The following is an 18,340-nucleotide window of genomic DNA, read 5'->3' as shown; positions in this document are numbered from 1 at the left end:
TTTCTCTATATTTAAGTAATTGAAAACGAATAAATTATGGGAATCAAGAATTTTAAGGCTAAATCTGCAATAGAGCCAAAGGCTTCAGAAAACATTACAGTCAGAGATTTTATGATGGTAAATATGTACAAATTTACAAAAGGTCAAAGCGTGTTAGAAGTCATGGAGACCTTATTGAAGTATCAAATTTCTGGTGGTCCAGTAGTAAATGAACACAATGAAGTAATTGGAATTATTTCTGAAGGGGATTGCATAAAACAAGTATCAGAATCGCGTTACTACAACCAACCCATGGATGATATGAACGTGGAAAAATATATGGTAAAAAACGTTGAGACGGTATCGCCAGATATGCACTTGTTTGATATGGCCAATAAATTTCTAAGTTTAAAAATAAGAAGGTTTCCCGTTTGTGAAGATGGAAAATTAGTAGGTCTTATAAGCCAAAAAGATATTTTGAAAGCCGTTCTAGAATTACAAGGTCATAATTGGAATGCCTAAAACCAAATTTTTTGTACTAGACGATAAGTATTGGCGTGCGCTTCGATAATAAATTTTATTTCTTCGGAATAACCACCACCCATGCTTATCTCTACAGGTAGATTAGCATCTTTTAGAGTTTGCAGTACAAACCTGTCTCGTTCTTTACAACCCTCTATGGTTAAATTTAATTTTCCCAATTTATCGGTTGCCAATACATCTACGCCGCTTAAGTAAAAGACAAAATCTGGTTGTACTAAATCCAATAAATTAGGTAAAGTAGCTTTAAGTTTTTCTAGATAAACTTCATCTTCGGTTTCGTTGGGCAAACCAATATCCAAATCAGATTCTTCTTTTTTAAATGGATAGTTTTTTGCGCCGTGCATAGAAAACGTAAATACTGAAGGATCATCTTTAAAAACTTCTGCCGTTCCATTACCTTGATGCACGTCTAAATCAATTATTAAAATTTGTTTCGCCAAACCTTTTTGAAGCAAATATTTTGCAGCAATGGCTTGATCGTTAAGCATGCAAAAACCTTCGCCTCTATTGGTATAAGCGTGATGCGTGCCTCCTGCGATGTTCATTCCTACACCATATTCTATCGCATATTTTGCAGCTTGTAAAGTGCCACCAGCAATTAACAGTTCTCTATGTACTAAACTCCGCGAAAGCGGAAACCCCGTTCTTCGTATTTCTTTCTGACCTAATTTTAAATTGATAAAATCATAAAAATATTCGGCGTCATGAACGGCTAGGTAATATTTATCGTTTAAAATTTTGGGTTCAAAAAAATTCTCTGCTTCACAAGTGCCTTCATAGAGTAATTGCTGAGGTAGCAATTCATATTTTTCCATAGGAAAACGATGCCGCTCAGGCAACGGATGGATATAAGAAGGATGAAAAGCAATTTTAAGCATGGTTAGTTGTATAAATAGATTTAAAGAAAAAACAAATATTTAATTCCGTATTCCCTTTTCCCTCTAAAAAAGCATGTACTGAGCGTATTCAAAATAAGGGAAAAGGGGGTGTACCTGTGTAAAACCGACTATAAGTTAATCTACTGTAGTCGGATTATAAATTGGTTACAAACCAACGCTGTACCAATTAAGATAAAACCAAATTAGTTGCATTAGATTTCTAATATAGATTTTTTCTTTTTTTCATTGCCAAAAAAAGAAACAAAAAAGTCTAGGCTGACGAATCTTTATCTAAATTTTTCATTCAATCCCTAAATTTTAGGAACTCGCCAAGAATTTTTAGTATAAACTTGAAAATTCGTTTGGCTCAAACAGCCTAAAATTTCACGGAATTTCGTTTCAAATTTTACGATAAATTTTCGATATGCCAAAAGCATTTATAAGATTAAAAATTATCTCTATTATCATGCTAATATTCTAAATTTAACAGTAATAGAACTTTCCAAAAAAAATTCAAAAAAAATGTTTTACACACTGTTGGTTATGAACCTAATTTAAGAAATTACCGTTCCATTATTCATTTTTTCTTCATCAGGATTCACGAATACCAATTTACCATCAGCATTTTCGGTCATCAAAATCATCCCCTCGCTCATAGTACCTCGTAATTTTCTGGGTGCTAAATTCACCAAAACGGTCACTTTTTTCCCTACAACATCTTCGGGCTTAAAGCTCTCTGCGATGCCAGAAACAATGGTTCGCGTATCAATGCCTGTGTCTACTTTAAGTATCAACAACTTCTTGGTTTTAGGCATTTTTTCGGCTTCCACAATGGTTCCTACGCGCAAGTCTAATTTGGTAAAATCTTCAAAAGTAGCGGTTTCTTTTTGAGGCTCTGCGGTTTTATCTTCAGCAATATTTGCTTTTTTGGTCGCTTCCAATTTGTCTAATTGTTTTTGTATTTCTTCATCTTCTACTTTGCTAAAAAGCAATTCAGCTTCATTGATTTGATGTCCTTCTTTTAATAAAGCTTTCGCGGAAGAAATAGCATTCCAATCAAAATTTGCATCTTCTAGAGCTAACATTTTATTTAGCTTGGTAGAAGTAAAAGGCAAGAAAGGCTTACATAGAGTGGCTAAAGCTGCAGCAATTTGAAGCGCTACATACATCACCGTTTGCGTGCGTTCTTCATCGGTTTTAATGGTTTTCCAAGGCTCTTCATCGGCTAGGTATTTGTTTCCTAATCTAGCCAAATTCATCATTTCGGTTTGAGCTTCTCTAAAGCGGTATTTTTCTATGGAACTTGCAATGACAGCAGGATAAGCTTTTAATTCGGCCAAAGTTTGCTCGTCTATTTCTTTTAATTCCGCAGCAGCGGGAACTTTACCCTCATAATATTTATGAGTTAACACCGCCACACGGTTAATGAAATTTCCAAAAATGGCCACCAACTCGCTATTGTTACGTTGTTGATAATCTTTCCAAGTAAAATCATTGTCTTTAGTTTCAGGTGCATTGGCGGTTAACACATAGCGCAATACATCTTCTTTGCCTGGAAAATCTTCTAAATATTCGTGCAACCAAACCGCCCAATTTTTTGAAGTAGAAAGCTTGTTGCCTTCGAGATTTAAAAATTCATTGGCAGGCACATTATCGGGTAAAATATAACTTCCTTCGGCTTTTAACATCGTGGGAAAAATGATACAGTGAAAAACAATATTGTCTTTCCCAATAAAATGCACCAGTTTAGTGTCTTCGTCTTTCCAATAAGGCTCCCAATCCTTATTATTTTGTTCTGCCCATTCTTTGGTAGCAGAAATATAACCAATAGGCGCATCAAACCATACATAAAGCACTTTCCCTTCTCCGCCTTCTACAGGAACAGGAATTCCCCAATCTAAATCCCGAGTTACAGCACGCGGGCGCAAACCATCATCAATCCAAGATTTACACTGACCGTACACATTAGATCTCCAATCCTTTTTGTGACTGTCTAGAATCCATTCTTTTAACCAAGGTTCATATTGATCTAAGGGCAAAAACCAGTGTCTCGTTTCTTTTAAGGTAGGTACATTTCCTGTAATTGCCGATTTTGGATTTATCAAATCTGTAGCATTATGAGAAGTTCCACATTTCTCACATTGATCTCCATAACTTTCTTCATAGCCACATTTTGGGCAGGTACCCACCACAAAACGATCGGCTAAAAACTGCTTGGCTTCCTCATCATAGAGCTGCTCGGTTACTTCTTCTATAAACTTGCCATCTTCATACAATTTCTTAAAAAAGGCAGAAGCTGTTTCATGATGTGTTTTACCTGAAGTTCTAGAATAATTATCGAATTCGATTCCAAAATCTTGAAAAGATTTACGAATAATAGCATCATATTTATCGACAACATCTTGCGGACTAATGCCTTCTTTTTTGGCTTTTATGGTAATGGGCACCCCGTGTTCATCACTACCACATACAAAAACCACATCTTCTCCGCGCATTTTTAAATAACGAGAGTAAATATCGGCAGGAACGTAAACTCCAGCCAAGTGCCCAATATGTATGGGTCCGTTGGTGTAAGGTAAAGCGGCGGTAATGGTATATCTTTTGGGTGAGCTCATTTTTTCTGATTTTTAATAGGATGCAAAGATAAGGAAAGCTATGTTTTAAATGAATTGGTAGCGTATGGATATTTTTTTAAAAGCAATTGTTTTTTATTTACATTCGTCACTATTAATTAAAACCCTCTATGCATGAAATGTTTAAAAAACATTTTACTATTTATTTTTGCCAGCGTCGTTATTATTTCTTGTAGTAAAGACGATGATAACTCCTCGGAAGCCACAGGTTATATAATTGTCGATAACAAAGAATATGTGTTAACTTCTGGAGATTTGTTTGAATATGGGGAAACCGAGCAAGGAAGTGGAGTTTATAAATTTAGTGTTAGTCTAAGTACTTATGAATCTCTAGATGGATTCTATCTTGTTTCAAATATAAATGATCCTTCCGATACCTTAACTAAGGATATTAGAGCTAAATTTGACATATTTTCCTCAGATAATCAAAAGCTAAATAATGGGAATTACCAGTATAACTTTACAGAAAATGCCAATACTTTTAATTCTTCAACTTTAAGTACTTCTAATGAAATTACATCATCTTCTGTTGATTATGAGATTTCAAGTTGTGCGCTCGAGGCTTTAGAACAAAGAGGGATTTATCAATTATCTTTTGCGGGTACTGTAAATGATAGCATTGAATTTAATGGTTATTACAAAGGAAAGTTGATACGTTATGAGGATTAATTTTTCCAATGATTCAGGAAAAGGACATGAAAAAAGAAAAAGCTTACTAAAAAATTGATGCTAACAAACTAATATATAATTAGAAAAAAATAGAATAGAATACTTATTATGTTAAAAAATTAACATTATATTAGCCGCCAAATAAATTTCTAACTAATTTAAAAAATGAAAAAAGTAAAAATTTTTTTAGTACTAGCTTTTGTAAGCTTAAGCATTATCTCTTGCAATAAAGATGATGATAATGACAGTTCTTCCTCTTCTAACTTCTTGAAAGTTGGGGATAGTGAATACACATTAAAAGCGGGAGTAATAGAAGATTATGGATCTTTTTCTACGGGTGTCTATAATTTTGATGTATTGCTAACAACGTCAAAATTAACTACAATTGCTGGAGAGGTATTACCCCAAGATGAAATTTTTAGTGGTATTTATTTTGAACTTTTTACTGCCAATGAAAATAATTTGGAAGAAGGTGTTTATAATTTTAGCACTTCGGGTGAGGCAAATACATTTGAATATGGAGACATTATTATTGATGCTACTATAGGCGAAAGTGAACCTACTTACTACGAAATTACTGGCGGTTCTTTTGAAGTATTGGATAATGGAAACACCTACAATTTAAAATTTGAAGGAATGATGGAAAACGGACAGAGTTTTAGTGGAGCTTACAGAGGAAGTTTAACCAAAATTGTTGATACTTTTGAGGGAAAAGGGACTACTTCAACCAAGACTAGAGCGTTCTCTAGAAAGTAATTTAAAACTTGCATAAGTTTATAATCCTTCCTTTAGTTTAGAGGAGGGATTTTTTTATCTTTCACTTTCTGAAATCTATGTTTATGAAAATACCAGCAAAACTCACCAAACACGACCAAATTGCCATCGTCGCCACAGCAAGAAAAGTAACTCTAGAAGAATTGCAACCCGCAATTTCTCTTCTAAAATCTTGGGGTTTAACTCCTGTAATTGGCTCAAGTATTGGGTTGCAAGAAAATCAATTTGCGGGGAACGATGAAGAGCGAGCGGAGGATTTGCAACAACAACTGGACAATCCCAATATCAAAGCGATTTGGTGTGCCAAAGGTGGTTATGGGACGGTGCGTATTTTAGATACATTAGATTTTACAGCTTTTAAGAAGAATCCAAAGTGGATTATTGGTTATAGTGACGTTACTGCGTTACATAGCCAAGTGCATAAAAAAGGCGTGGCGTCTATTCACGGTCCAATTGCTTTAGGTATTGACCAAAAATCGCAAGAAGTAAGAAATTTTCTTAAAAAAACGCTTTTTGGTGAAGATATAGCTTATAAGATGAATGCTCACGTACTTAATCAAAAGGGCGAGGCCGAGGGAGAACTCGTAGGCGGAAATTTGTCGGTTTTATTTTCCCTTATCGGAAGTGAATCAGATTTAGATCTGAAAGGAAAAATTTTGTTTCTAGAAGATTTAGATGAATACCTTTATCATATCGACCGAATGATGCAAAACCTGAAACGTAACGGCTGGTTTGATCAAATCAGTGGATTGATTATTGGCGGATTGAATGACATGAATGATAACGCCATTCCTTTCGGGAAAACCGCAAAGGAGATTATTGCCGAAACGGCAGGCGAATATGACTTTCCGGTAGCTTTTAATTTTCCTGCGGGGCATATAGAAGACAATCAAGCTTTAATTTTGGGAAGAAAAGTAAGATTACAAGTGGAGGCTAAGGAGAGTCACGTGAGCTACTTTTAGCTATTTAGCATTAGATTCTTCATATAAATAGCTATAAATCATCATTTTTCCGTTATTTTAGTAACAAAATCCATCACATGAAAGCAAAAATCTTTTTTAGTAGCTTAATTATAGCTGCTATTTTTACGTATAGTTGTAAAAACAAAACCAAAATTTCTGAAGACAAAAAAGAAGAAATCGCTCAAGACAGTACTGCGACTACCGTGCAAACTGCTATTGGCGAACTCACTCTAGAACCTCCTTTTGCAACTGAAGCAGTAGCTAAAGTTTCTAAAAATGTAGGCTGGCAAGAAGGAGAAATACCTACCGCTCCCCAAGGTTTTATCGTAACACGATTTGCTGAAGATTTAGAACACCCGCGATGGATTTATATAGGAGCTAATGGAGATATTTTTGTAGCAGAGTCTGATGATGCTAAAAGCAGTGCTAATAAGATTCTCTTGTTTAGAGATACCAATAAAGATGGTTCTCAAGATGAAAAACATATTTTTAAAGAAAACCTTAATCAGCCATTTGGGATGTTGATTCATGAAGGGCATTTTTATGTGGCCAATGTAGATGGCGTGGTAAAATTTCCTTATCAAGAAGGAGCAAATCAGTTAAAAGGAGAAGGAGAAACCATACTGGAGCTTCCTGCGGGAGGTTACAATCACCATTGGACGCGTAATCTTATTACCAATAAAGAGAAAAACAAGTTTTACATTACTGTGGGTTCTGCAAGTAATGTGGGCGAATACGGAATGGATAAGGAAGAACGACGAGCAAGAATTTTAGAAATTAATCCAGATGGTTCTGGCGAGAAAGTCTATGCTTCAGGAATTAGAAATCCTATTGGTATCGATTGGAATCCTGTGACAGGAGAACTTTGGGCAGCAGTAAATGAACGTGACAACTTAGGCGATAATATAGTGCCAGATTATGCGACAAGTGTAAAAAAAGGTGGTTTTTACGGATGGCCGTATGCGTATTACGGACAAATTAGGGATCCGCGTTGGGCAGAAGATCCGCATCCAGAGATGGTAGAAAAAACAATAGTTCCAGATGTTCCACTTGGCGCGCATACGGCTTCTATTGGGTTTACCTTTTATAGAGGAGAAAGTTTTCCTGCCAAATATAAAAACGGCGCGTTTGTAGGTCAGCATGGTTCTTGGAACCGTTCGGTATTGAGTGGATATAAAGTGGTGTTTATCCCATTTGATGCCAGTGGAAAACCACAAAAGCCACAAGATTTTCTTACCGGTTTTATTGCCGATAGAGAAGCTGCAGAAGTAAAAGGAAGACCTGTTGGGGTAACTCAAACTCCGCAAGGAGATTTATTGGTAGCCGATGATGATTCGGGAATTATTTGGCGCGTTTCAGCAGATAAATAGGTTGTGATTTCAAAACTATTATTCCACCCCCTCGTCTAAAAACCCCTATTTTTTGAAAGCACCATTTTTCCTTTACGGATTTGTTTTCGTTGTTTGTTCAAACTGGAGTATTCAAGCACAAAAACTGCAAGACAGTACGCTCTTAGATCAGGTTATTTTGAAAGCGCCTAGTTGGCAAGGAGAACTTACCAAAACCCCGGCTGCGGTAAACCTCTTGGAGCAACCTGATCTCAACCGAGGAACCGCCAATCTCCTCACCGAAAGTTTTAATAGAATCCCTGGTGTTTATACACAAGCGGGCGCTTTAAATACCAATAGAATTAGCATTAGAGGTATTGGTTCTCGAGCACAATATGGTACCAATCGTGTAAAAGCATATTTTAACGAAATTCCTTTGAGCACAGGTGACGGAGAAACGGTAATCAACGATATTGATTTGGACGTGGTAGACCGTGTAGAAATTATTAAAGGGCCCAACTCCAGTTTGTATGGTTCTGGTTTGGGCGGAGTGATTCAAGTGATGCCTTTTGCGCCTGAAGAAGAGCAATCTTTTACCAAAATTTCTAGTGTTTTTGGGAGTTATGGATTGCAAAAGCAAACGGCAAGCTTAGGATATTCCAAAAAAAATGCTTCGGTTTTTGCGAGCTACAATCACTTAAAGCAAGAAGGGTATCGGGAAAATTCAGATTATGATAGACAGTCGTTTCATCTCAATAGCAGCATCTCAATTTCAGAAAAATCTACACTAAGTATTTTGGGAAATTTTACGTGCTTAAAAGCTTATATTCCTAGTTCTATTAGTTTGTCGGCTTTTAAGGAAAATCCGCGGCAAGCTGCTTTTACTTGGAAATCTGCTAAGGGTTATGAATCTTATGACCGCTTACTATTAGGGATTTCTTATGCGTATCAATTTTCAGAAAAATTAGGTCAAACCACCAGTTTCTTTACCAATTATAAAAATGCTTATGAACCAAGACCTTTTGATATTTTAAAGCAAAAAATCTATAATTTAGGAGCGAGAACGCGGTTTACATATCAAAATCAGGTGTTTCAGCTTCCCATAAAAGCGAGTATTGGAGCAGAAGTGCTTCAAGAAAACTACACGGGTAGCAATTTTGAAAATTTATATGAAGATTTCCCTAATCAAGGAAGTGTGCGCGGAGAAATCATCAGTAATTTAGAGCAAGACCGTAATTATTACAATGTTTTTGCACAAGCTGAAATTCAAGCTTTATCAAAATTAAAGTTTGTGGGCGGAATCAATATCAATACCACTAAGTATACGTTAAGCAACCTCTTTACGGAAGAAGTAACAACTCCTAAGAGTAAAGGAAATTTTAAAACTATTTTGGCGCCCCGAATAGCTGCATTATACGAAATCACAAGGCAAAAGAATCTTTATCTAAACATAAGCAAAGGCTTCTCCATTCCTACGGTTGATGAAACTTTGACGCCTCAAGGAAATATCAACAACACCTTAAAACCAGAAATAGGATGGAATTACGAACTCGGTTTTAAGGGCTCTTGGGGAAAAAATGTATATACTGAAGTTGCCTTGTATAGCATTCAAGTGAAGGATTTGTTGGTAGCCGAACGTGTAGGAAAGGATCGATATGTGGGGAAGAATGCAGGTAAAACCAATCACAATGGCTTAGAATTTTTATTGAAATATAACTGGAATTTCAATCAAAATCTCCAGTTTCAAACTTACGCTTCCGCGGAATTAAATGCGTATTCTTTTGATGATTTTAAGGATGAAGGAGAAGATTATAGCGGTAATGAATTAACTGGAGTGCCAGAGCATAAAATTAATTTTGGAGTAGATGCCGTTCTTTTTAAGCATTTTGGATTAAACACCAACATGCTTTGGATTTCTGAAATTCCTTTGAATGATGAAAACTCGCTGTATAGTTCTTCCTACCAATTGCTGAACCTAAAAGCATCTTATAATCTGCAATTGTTGTCAAATATGGAAATGAATTTTAGCTTAGGCGTTAATAATCTACTCAACGAAACTTATGCTATTAGTATTCTTCCCAATGCGGTGGGTTTTGGCGGGAAGGAACCTCGTTATTTCTATCCTGGAAACGACAGAAATTTTTATGGCGGACTAAGTCTAAATTATACTTTATAGTGAGTTTTCAGTTGAGGTTAAGTTTTCGTTTTTAGCATTAAGAAATAAAATTCCATTTTTAAATCCATTCTAAATATCGTCTCACTTAGGTTTACCCTGATAAAACGTGTATTTTAGAAGTTAATTTAAAAATATCTGCACGTGTGGTTTGTTAAAAACGCGATTACTCGTAAAAACCTAATGGCTCTCACGGGTCTTTTCTTGTGTTTTTTTCTAATCATTCATTTGTTGGGAAATTTGCAATTATTGCTTCCGCAGGAAAAAGCGCAATTGCAGTACAATGCTTACAGTGCATTCTTATCGGGAAATCTATTGGTGAAAATCATTTCTTACGGTTTGTATGCCACGATTATTTTACACAGCTTCGATGCAATTTACCTTAGCATAAAAGCAAAGCAAGTTGCGGGAAAAACGTATGCAAAAGACAAAAGAAACCGAGCCAGTACTTGGTATTCTAGACAAATGATGCTGTTGGGAACTATTGTTTTCGCTTTTTTAGTGATTCATTTTAAAGACTTTTGGTTTCCGTATAAGTTTGGCGAAATGCCAGTTGATGCTAGCGGTCATAGAGATTTATATAGTTTGGTTGTGGGTGCCTTTCAAGAATTATGGTATGTTATTATCTATGCCATCGCTATTTTGGCTTTAGGATTTCACTTGTTACATGGTTTTTTTAGTGCGCATCGAAGTTTAGGATTGTACCATCCTTACTACAGTAAAATTATTAAAATCTTCGGAATTTTTTTCGCTGCAGCAATGACTTTCGGTTACCTTATTATTCCTTTTTATCTTTATTTAAACGCATAAATTATGGCTCGAGAAATACACGCCAACATTCCCGAAGGCGATTTAAAAGACAAATGGAGTAATTATAAAAACCAAGCCAAATTGGTGAGCCCCAACAACCGCAAAAAATTAGAAATTATTGTGGTAGGAACGGGGTTGGCAGGAGCTTCGGCGGCATCATCCCTTGCCGAAATGGGCTACAACGTAAAAAGCTTTTGTTTTCAGGATTCTCCACGACGTGCACATTCTGTTGCCGCTCAAGGCGGAGTAAATGCCATGAAAAATTATAAAAATGATGGCGATAGCGTCTACCGCATGTTTTACGACACCTTAAAAGGAGGCGATTTTAGATCTCGGGAAGCAAATACGTATCGATTAGCAGAATGTTCTGCGAATTTAATTGATCAAGCCGTGGCGCAAGGCGTCCCTTTTGGTAGGGAATACAGCGGTTACTTACGAAATCGTTCTTTTGGCGGCGTACAGGTTTCTAGAACATTTTACTCACGCGGACAAACGGGTCAGCAATTGCTATTGGGAGCTTATCAGGCGCTTATGCGTCAAAAAGAAACCGGTAAAGTAAAATTATTTGCCAGACACGAAATGCTGGAATTAATTACCATAGATGGAAAAGCCAAAGGAATTATTGCTAGAAATTTAGATACAGGAACTTTAGAACGCCATGGTGCGCATGCGGTAGTTTTAGCCACCGGCGGATTTGGGAAAATCTATTATCTTTCTACACTGGCGATGGGTTGTAATGCTTCGGCCATTTGGAGAGCACATAAAAAAGGAGCGTGGATGGCCAATCCCAGTTGGACGCAAATTCATCCTACCAGTTTACCGCAAAGCGGAACTTGTCAATCTAAACTCACCTTAATGTCGGAATCTTTACGGAATGACGGTCGTATTTGGGTGCCAAAAGATAAAGCCGAAATCAGAAAACCTAACGAAATTCCAGAAGAGGAACGCGATTATTACTTAGAGCGCAAATATCCTGCTTTCGGAAATCTTGCACCTAGAGATATTGCTTCCCGAGCAGCCAAAGAACAAATTGATGCAGGAAAGGGAGTGGGGGCTTTAAAAAATGCAGTGTATTTAGATTTTAAACACGCCTTAAAAGAACACGGGAAAGCCATTATTGCCGAGCGTTATGGAAATCTCTTTAAAATGTATGAGAAAATTACTGGCGTGAATGCGTATAAAGAACCTATGAAAATCTCTCCTGCAGCTCATTTCTCGATGGGCGGACTTTGGGTAGATTATGATTTACAAACCAACATTCCCGGTTTATTTGCCATCGGCGAAGCAAATTTTTCTGATCATGGTGCGAATCGGCTAGGTGCAAACTCTTTATTGCAAGCTTGTGTAGACGGCTATTATATTCTGCCTTATACGTTGCAGAATTATTTATCCGAAGAAATTCAGGTAGAAAAAACCGATGTGAATCATCCGGCCTTTATTACTTCCGAAGAGGAAATAAAAGCGCAACTACACGATTTTATTCAGAAGAAAGGAAATAAAACGGCAGAAGAATACCACCGTGAATTAGGAAAAATTCTTTACGATTATTGTGGCTTATCTCGATCTAAAAACGGATTAGAGCAAGCCATTGATAGTATTCAACGTTTACGAGAAGATTTTAAGAATAATCTGTTAGTGCCTGGAAATGAAAATGAAATTAATAGCGAGTTGGAAAAAGCGGGACGTGTAAAAGATTATTTAGAACTGGCCGAGTTAATGTGTTTGGATGCCTTGCACCGCGAAGAATCTTGCGGCGCGCATTTTAGAGAAGAGTATCAAACCCAAGAAGGGGAAGCCGAACGAAATGATGAAGATTTCTGTTATTCGGCTGCTTGGGAATGGAACAAGACTCCATCACAGCCTATTTTAAATAAAGAACCGCTGGTGTTTGAGTTTGTAACTCCTACCAAAAGAAACTATAAATAAGTTAGCGATGGAAATACACCTAAAAATTTGGCGTCAGAAAAATCAAGCAAGCCAAGGCGGTTTAGAAGATTACACCTTAACGGAAGTCAATCCCGAAATGTCTTTTTTAGAAATGCTGGATATGTTGAATTTGAAATTGGCAAAAAACGGGGAACTACCGGTAGAATTTGACCACGATTGTAGGGAAGGAATTTGCGGACAATGCGGAATGATGATAAACGGGATTGCCCACGGTCCTTTAAAAAATACGACTACTTGCCAGTTGCATATGCGATCTTTTAAAGATGGCGACACGATTTATATAGAACCCTTTAGGGCTAAAGCTTTTCCAGTGATTCGCGATTTAAAAGTAAACCGAACGGCACTCGATGAGATTATCGCTGCTGGGGGATATATTTCGGTCAATACCGGTCAAGCTCCAGAAGCAAATAGTATTCTCGTGACTCATGACGAAGCAGAAAATGCTATGGATGCTGCAGCTTGTATTGGGTGCGGCGCTTGTGTGGCCACTTGTAAAAATGCCAGCGCCGCACTTTTTACAGCTTCTAAAATTTCCCATTTTGCCAATCTTCCGCAAGGCAAAAAAGAAAGTGCTTCTCGAACTTTAAAAATGGTTAATAAGATGGAAGAATTGGATTTTGGTCATTGCACTAACACCGAAGCTTGCCAAGTTGAATGTCCGCAAGATATTTCTGTACTGCATATTGGCAGGATGAATTACGAATACAATAAGGCCAAAGTGAACGAAAAAGATAAATTGTAAACTATACACATTTTATTACTCGTTATACAATTTTATACTCCCATTATACATTTTATCTTTTAGAATAGAATTTAATTCATAAATTAGTAATTATTTAACAGTATAATCTATTGAGTTATGACACATAAACTACAAAAGTTCGGAATTCTATTTTTATTTATAGGCTTGCTTAGTGCTTGCAGCAACGATGATGACGCCAAAAGTGAAGTTGATGCTACCGTTGACACTTTGTTTAACGTGCAAGATGCTATTTTGCAGAATAGAGATTTCCCTGCTGCTACTTCAGAGGCTAGCTTAGAAATAATGAACATGAATACTAATGTTATTCCTGGGGGAACTTCTTACGCGACGATTCAAACCACTACTCCTGCAGAGCGAATTTATATAGGAGCTGTAGATGAATTAGGATTTTATGAACTTACTCCAGAAAGTAGCTCTAGTCTGAACCAAAGTTTTATTTTAAAAATCAATCAGTTAAATGATGAGGTAAGTTTTGATGTTAGATTGGCTTATTTGGATGAAAACAATCAAGTAAGTCGAGCTGTTACTGCTAACTTAATGGTAACTAGTGTTGGGACGGGTGTTTTACAAGTAAGCCTTTCGTTTGATAATGATAAGGATGTAGATTTGCACTTGATAGAGCCAGATGGCGAACACATTTACTACGGAAGTATGGGCAGCAGCAATGGTGGAGAATTAGATTTAGATTCTAATCCAGCTTGTTATATTGATGGTATTAATAACGAAAACATCACCTATCCTGAAGAAGCGCAACTAGATGCAGGAACGTATTATGTATATGTGGATATGTTCTCTAATTGCGATCCAACGGTTGCGACGAATTATGTAGCATCTGTTTATTTAAACGGAATGGAGATACCCACATCAACTCAAAATCCATTTAATGCAACTTTCCCTGTAGACTTTCCTAGCAATAGTGGAGGCTCGGGAATTGAGAATGATATAGAACCTATTTTTTCTTTTGAAGTACCCGAAAGTGCCTCTAAATCTTCTTTGGAAGACGCAGAAATGAATTTCGAACAAAAACCATTAACGAAATCAGCTAAGCATAAACTTGAAATTTCTCAAAATAGATAAGTTAAACTAATTAGTCAAGCTAAGTTGTTAAGGCAGACATCCTTCATTTGAATGGTGTCTGTCTTTTTTTATGCAAAATTTAGAAAGGGAAGCTTAAATTTGTAGCAGTACTATTTAAAATTCAAACTGCTTCCCTATAAAGTCTCTTTTAACCAGTTAAAAAATTCGTGTTGCCAAACCAAAGCATTTTGAGGTTCTAAAACCCAATGATTTGCTTCGGGCAGGTATAGCAATTTACTTTTTAAACCAAGCAATTGTGCCGCTTGATATGCACCTAGTCCTTGTTCGATTGGCACGCGATAATCTTTTCCTCCTTGGATGATATAAATAGGAGTATCCCATTTGGCCACATGATTGATAGGATTAAATTTTCCATACGTATTTTGGGCATCCGGATTGTTCTTTTCCCAATAGGCACCTCCAAAATCGTGGTTGACGAAAAATAACTCTTCGGTGGTACCATACATACTTCGGGTGTCAAAAACACCGTCATGAGCAATAAACGTTTTAAAGCGTTTGTTATGCATTCCGGCAAGGTAAAATACAGAATAGCCTCCAAAGCTTGCACCTACGGCTGCCATTCGGTTTTCATCTATAAAAGATTCTTTGGCTAATTCATCTGTAGCGCTGAGGTAATCGTCTATTACTTGCCCGCCCCAATCTTTACTAATCGCTTCGTTCCACTCTACACCGTGTCCTGGCATTCCTCTGCGATTTGGTGCAATCACGACATAACCTTGAGAAGCCATGAGTTGAAAATTCCATCCTAAAAGAATAAAATTGAGAAAGCGGTGATTGAGGTCCGCCTTGCGCATACACCAAGGTGGGATATTTCTTATTTGTATCAAAATTTGGTGGTAATATCAGCCAAACCAACATTTTCTTTCCATCGGTAGTAGTTACATAACGCTTTTCTACGTTGGGTAAATCTAAGTTGTTATAAATTTCATCATTTATATGAGTGAGTTGCGTAAAGTTTTTCGTTTTTAAGTCGAATGTGAATAGCTCTGCGGCGTGGTTCATATCGGTTTTTGTGACGAAGAGTTTATTGTCTTTTTGCAAAACGATACTTTTTACATCAAATTCACCTTCAGAAAGTTGTTTTACTTCAGGCATTTTTCGTTTTCTTCCAGGATAATCAACTTCAAACAGTTGTATGGTTCCGTCTACAGGTGCTTTAAAATAAAGGCTTTTCCCATCCTTATTCCAAGTAAAGCTAGCAACCGTACCATCCCATTGTGCTGTTAAATTTTGCTTTACGCCATCTTTTAAAATGATAATATCGTTTTTATCGGCTTCATAGCCTTCAGTTTTCATTTGTAAATAGGCTAGCGCTCCGTCTTTAGAAAAGGCAGGTTGCATGTCATAACCTTTATTTTCTTCCGTAAGGTTTTCGGTCTTTCTAGTTTTAAGGTTGTACTTGTAAATATCGGTATTGGTACTTTGTGCGTATGCCTTCCCTTTTACTTTTTTGCTTACGTAATAAATGTGTTCGCTATTTGGACCCCAAATGTAATCTTCATCGCCACCAAATGGTCGCTGCGGACTGTAATAAGGCTCCTCTGGCATCACATCGATACCTTCCTCTTTGGCGTCTTTTGCTTTGTAGAAAACATGGCTATAAGTACCGTCATTCCACGTATCCCAGTGTCTAATGTCCAAATCGGTATATACATAAGCATTAGATTTGGGTAGATTTTTGTAGCGGTCTTTTCCCGTTACCTCTTCTATAGATACTGTTTTATTAAAAAGCTCATACTTTTTATTGGGAGAAATATTGTTGGAAACCACATCTACAACATCTTCGCTAATTTTGGTAGCAGAACCACCCTTAATTGGTATTTTATAAAACTCGGTGTAGAAGTTATTCTCTTCTACATTAGGAATTTTTAATTTGTAATAGATATTCTGTTGGGCTTCATCTACGCCCATCACACTTAAACGCTTTAGGCTCCATAAGGATTCTGGGGTCATTTTTTGCTGACTCATAACTAGGTTGGTACTCAATATTAAACTTAAAATAACTAGACTTGTTCTCATCATATTAGATTTAGGGAAGTGCTTTTAAAAAAGCAATTTCAAAGTTAGCAAATAAACCTATTTTTCGGAGGGAAATACAACTCAATTAATTTGAGTATCTTAGAGAATGAAATACGAAAAAGATGGCAGAGCATAACGATTTAGGAAATAAAGGGGAGCAGCTTGCCGCAGATTTTTTACTGAAAAAAGGCTACAAAATTTTAGAGCGCAACTACCGCTTCCAAAAAGCGGAAGTAGATATTATCGCCCAGTTAAAAGATACGCTTTGTGCGGTTGAGGTGAAAACCCGCAGTACACCAGATTTTGGAAATCCTCAAGATTTTGTGAAGCCTAAACAAATCCAACAGCTAGTAAAAGCCATTGACCATTATGTCACCGAAAATAATTTAGACGTAGAGGTACGTTTTGATATTGTAGCCATTATCAAAAATAAAAGCGGCACCAGATTGGAACATCTGGAAGATGCTTTTTTACATTTTTAAGATTTTGATTCTTAAAAAAATTAACATTTTTAAAAATTTTATTAGAGAAAGTGTTTATATTGCGGTTTAAACATTTATATACATGCAAAAAATTTACTTTTTTCTAATTTTCTCTTTCTTTTTTTCTTTTACTTATGCACAAGATGCGCCTTTTGTTACTACATGGGAGGTAGAAACTGATGATTTAGAAATAACAATTCCTACTGAAGGAAATGGATATGATTATACAATTGACTTTGGCGATGGAACTGTTGAAAATAACGTAACAGGTGATATTTCCCATACTTATAATGAAGAAGGAATTTATACGGTTAGCATTTCAGGGGATTTCCCAAGGATATTTTTTAATGGTAATGGAGATATTAAAATCCTAAGTGTTGAGCATTGGGGCAGTATTGAATGGCAAAGTATGCAAAGTGCATTTAATGGCTGTATTTATTTAAAAGTTAATACCAACGATACTCCAGATTTAAGTCAGGTTACTGATTTGAGTTATATGTTCAGTAATTGTCGTTATTTCAACAGTGATATCAATAGCTGGGATGTTTCAAATGTTACGGATATGTCCGGTATGTTTAGTTTTGATTTTGCCTATTCCCAAAATTCTTTTAACCAACCTTTAAATAATTGGAATGTCTCCAATGTAACTAACATGTCTTCCATGTTTAAAAATTTGTATTCATTTAATCAACCTCTGAGTGATTGGGATGTTTCGGGTGTAAGTAATATGACTTCCATGTTTGAGCATACAAATTCTTTCAATCAATCTTTAAATGATTGGGATGTTTCTAATGTTACAAGTTTGAATAGCATGTTTGCTACCACCCAAAAGTTTAATCAACCTTTAAATAATTGGGATGTTTCAAGCGTTTCTAACATGAGTTCTATGTTTAAGTATGCAGAATTTTTCAATCAACCTTTAGATAATTGGGATGTTTCAGGTGTAACCGATATGACTTCGATGTTTGAAAATGCAGATTCTTTTAATCAATCTCTTAATGATTGGGATGTTTCGGGTGTGAGTGGAATGACCTCCATCTTTAAAAATGCAGATATATTCAATCAACCTTTAAATAATTGGGATGTTACTAATACTTTCAATATGAAAGAAATGTTTAGTGAGGCAAAATCTTTTAATCAACCCTTGAACGATTGGGATGTTTCTGGTGTAACTGATATGAGTGATATGTTTAATAAAGCAACTTTATTTAATCTAAAGAATTCCCCGAGGCTTGCCTCGGGTTGTAGTACAGGAAAAGTTTGAAAAACGGATGGTTTTTCA

14 protein-coding genes and 1 pseudogene are annotated in these 18,340 nt (G+C 36.3%); 12 read left to right on the top strand and 3 right to left on the bottom strand.

The features are described 5' to 3' along the window. Window positions 1-36: 36 nt before the first annotated feature. Window positions 37-501: a CBS domain-containing protein gene (locus RLT85_RS11340; RefSeq protein WP_311402168.1), complete on the top strand. Its 465-nt coding sequence runs from the start codon at window positions 37-39 to the stop codon at window positions 499-501. Here the strand turns inward: RLT85_RS11340 and RLT85_RS11335 are convergent. Beyond that, window positions 498-1,400 carry a histone deacetylase family protein gene (locus RLT85_RS11335; RefSeq protein ID WP_311402166.1) on the bottom strand — a complete coding sequence of 301 codons (903 nt, stop codon included), beginning with the start codon at window positions 1,398-1,400 and terminating at the stop codon, window positions 498-500. The genes RLT85_RS11340 and RLT85_RS11335 overlap by 4 nt on opposite strands. A 554-nt stretch (window positions 1,401-1,954) precedes the next feature. Continuing rightward, complete coding sequence (gene metG, locus RLT85_RS11330; protein WP_311402165.1) at window positions 1,955-4,015, bottom strand: methionine--tRNA ligase; 2,061 nt, start codon at window positions 4,013-4,015, stop codon at window positions 1,955-1,957. Window positions 4,016-4,147: 132 nt separating this feature from the next. Between metG and RLT85_RS11325 the strand changes: the two genes are divergently transcribed. The 9 genes from RLT85_RS11325 to RLT85_RS11285 all read left to right on the top strand — a co-directional run bounded on the left by RLT85_RS11325 (window position 4,148) and on the right by RLT85_RS11285 (window position 14,536). Continuing rightward, a complete protein-coding gene (locus tag RLT85_RS11325) occupies window positions 4,148-4,702 on the top strand; it encodes a hypothetical protein (RefSeq protein WP_311402163.1) in 555 nt (184 codons plus the stop codon). A 165-nt stretch (window positions 4,703-4,867) separates the two neighbouring features. Next, complete coding sequence (locus tag RLT85_RS11320; protein WP_311402162.1) at window positions 4,868-5,458, top strand: hypothetical protein; 591 nt, start codon at window positions 4,868-4,870, stop codon at window positions 5,456-5,458. Window positions 5,459-5,541: 83 nt separating this feature from the next. Continuing rightward, complete coding sequence (locus RLT85_RS11315; protein WP_311402161.1) at window positions 5,542-6,438, top strand: S66 peptidase family protein; 897 nt, start codon at window positions 5,542-5,544, stop codon at window positions 6,436-6,438. A 77-nt stretch (window positions 6,439-6,515) separates the two neighbouring features. Then, a complete protein-coding gene (locus RLT85_RS11310) occupies window positions 6,516-7,808 on the top strand; it encodes a PQQ-dependent sugar dehydrogenase (protein WP_311402160.1) in 1,293 nt (430 codons plus the stop codon). Between the two features lie 52 nt (window positions 7,809-7,860). After that, complete coding sequence (locus tag RLT85_RS11305; protein WP_311402159.1) at window positions 7,861-9,942, top strand: TonB-dependent receptor family protein; 2,082 nt, start codon at window positions 7,861-7,863, stop codon at window positions 9,940-9,942. Between the two features lie 141 nt (window positions 9,943-10,083). Beyond that, a complete protein-coding gene (locus tag RLT85_RS11300) occupies window positions 10,084-10,749 on the top strand; it encodes a succinate dehydrogenase cytochrome b subunit (protein WP_311402158.1) in 666 nt (221 codons plus the stop codon). A 3-nt stretch (window positions 10,750-10,752) separates the two neighbouring features. Then, on the top strand, window positions 10,753-12,675 hold the full coding sequence (locus RLT85_RS11295; protein WP_311402157.1) for a fumarate reductase/succinate dehydrogenase flavoprotein subunit: 1,923 nt from the start codon (window positions 10,753-10,755) through the stop codon (window positions 12,673-12,675). Between the two features lie 7 nt (window positions 12,676-12,682). Then, on the top strand, window positions 12,683-13,438 hold the full coding sequence (locus tag RLT85_RS11290) for a succinate dehydrogenase/fumarate reductase iron-sulfur subunit (RefSeq protein WP_311402155.1): 756 nt from the start codon (window positions 12,683-12,685) through the stop codon (window positions 13,436-13,438). A 117-nt stretch (window positions 13,439-13,555) separates the two neighbouring features. Further along, entirely contained in the window at window positions 13,556-14,536 is a 981-nt protein-coding gene (locus tag RLT85_RS11285; protein WP_311402153.1) for a YfaP family protein, read from the top strand. A 134-nt stretch (window positions 14,537-14,670) separates the two neighbouring features. On the opposite strand, the pseudogene RLT85_RS11280 reads toward RLT85_RS11285, so the two are convergent. Further along, window positions 14,671-16,576: pseudogene (locus RLT85_RS11280) on the bottom strand (S9 family peptidase). Window positions 16,577-16,698: 122 nt separating this feature from the next. On the opposite strand from RLT85_RS11280, the gene RLT85_RS11275 reads away from it, so the two are divergent. Continuing rightward, window positions 16,699-17,058, top strand: a complete 360-nt coding sequence (locus RLT85_RS11275; protein ID WP_311402152.1) for a YraN family protein — start codon at window positions 16,699-16,701, stop codon at window positions 17,056-17,058. Between the two features lie 82 nt (window positions 17,059-17,140). Further along, window positions 17,141-18,322 carry a BspA family leucine-rich repeat surface protein gene (locus RLT85_RS11270; protein ID WP_311402151.1) on the top strand — a complete coding sequence of 394 codons (1,182 nt, stop codon included), beginning with the start codon at window positions 17,141-17,143 and terminating at the stop codon, window positions 18,320-18,322. The last annotated feature ends 18 nt before the right edge of the window (window positions 18,323-18,340 follow it).

It is taken from the genome of Mesonia ostreae (assembly GCF_031845265.1).
GTDB classification, from domain to species: domain Bacteria; phylum Bacteroidota; class Bacteroidia; order Flavobacteriales; family Flavobacteriaceae; genus Mesonia; species Mesonia ostreae.
This window is presented reverse-complemented; position numbering and strand designations above follow the sequence as displayed.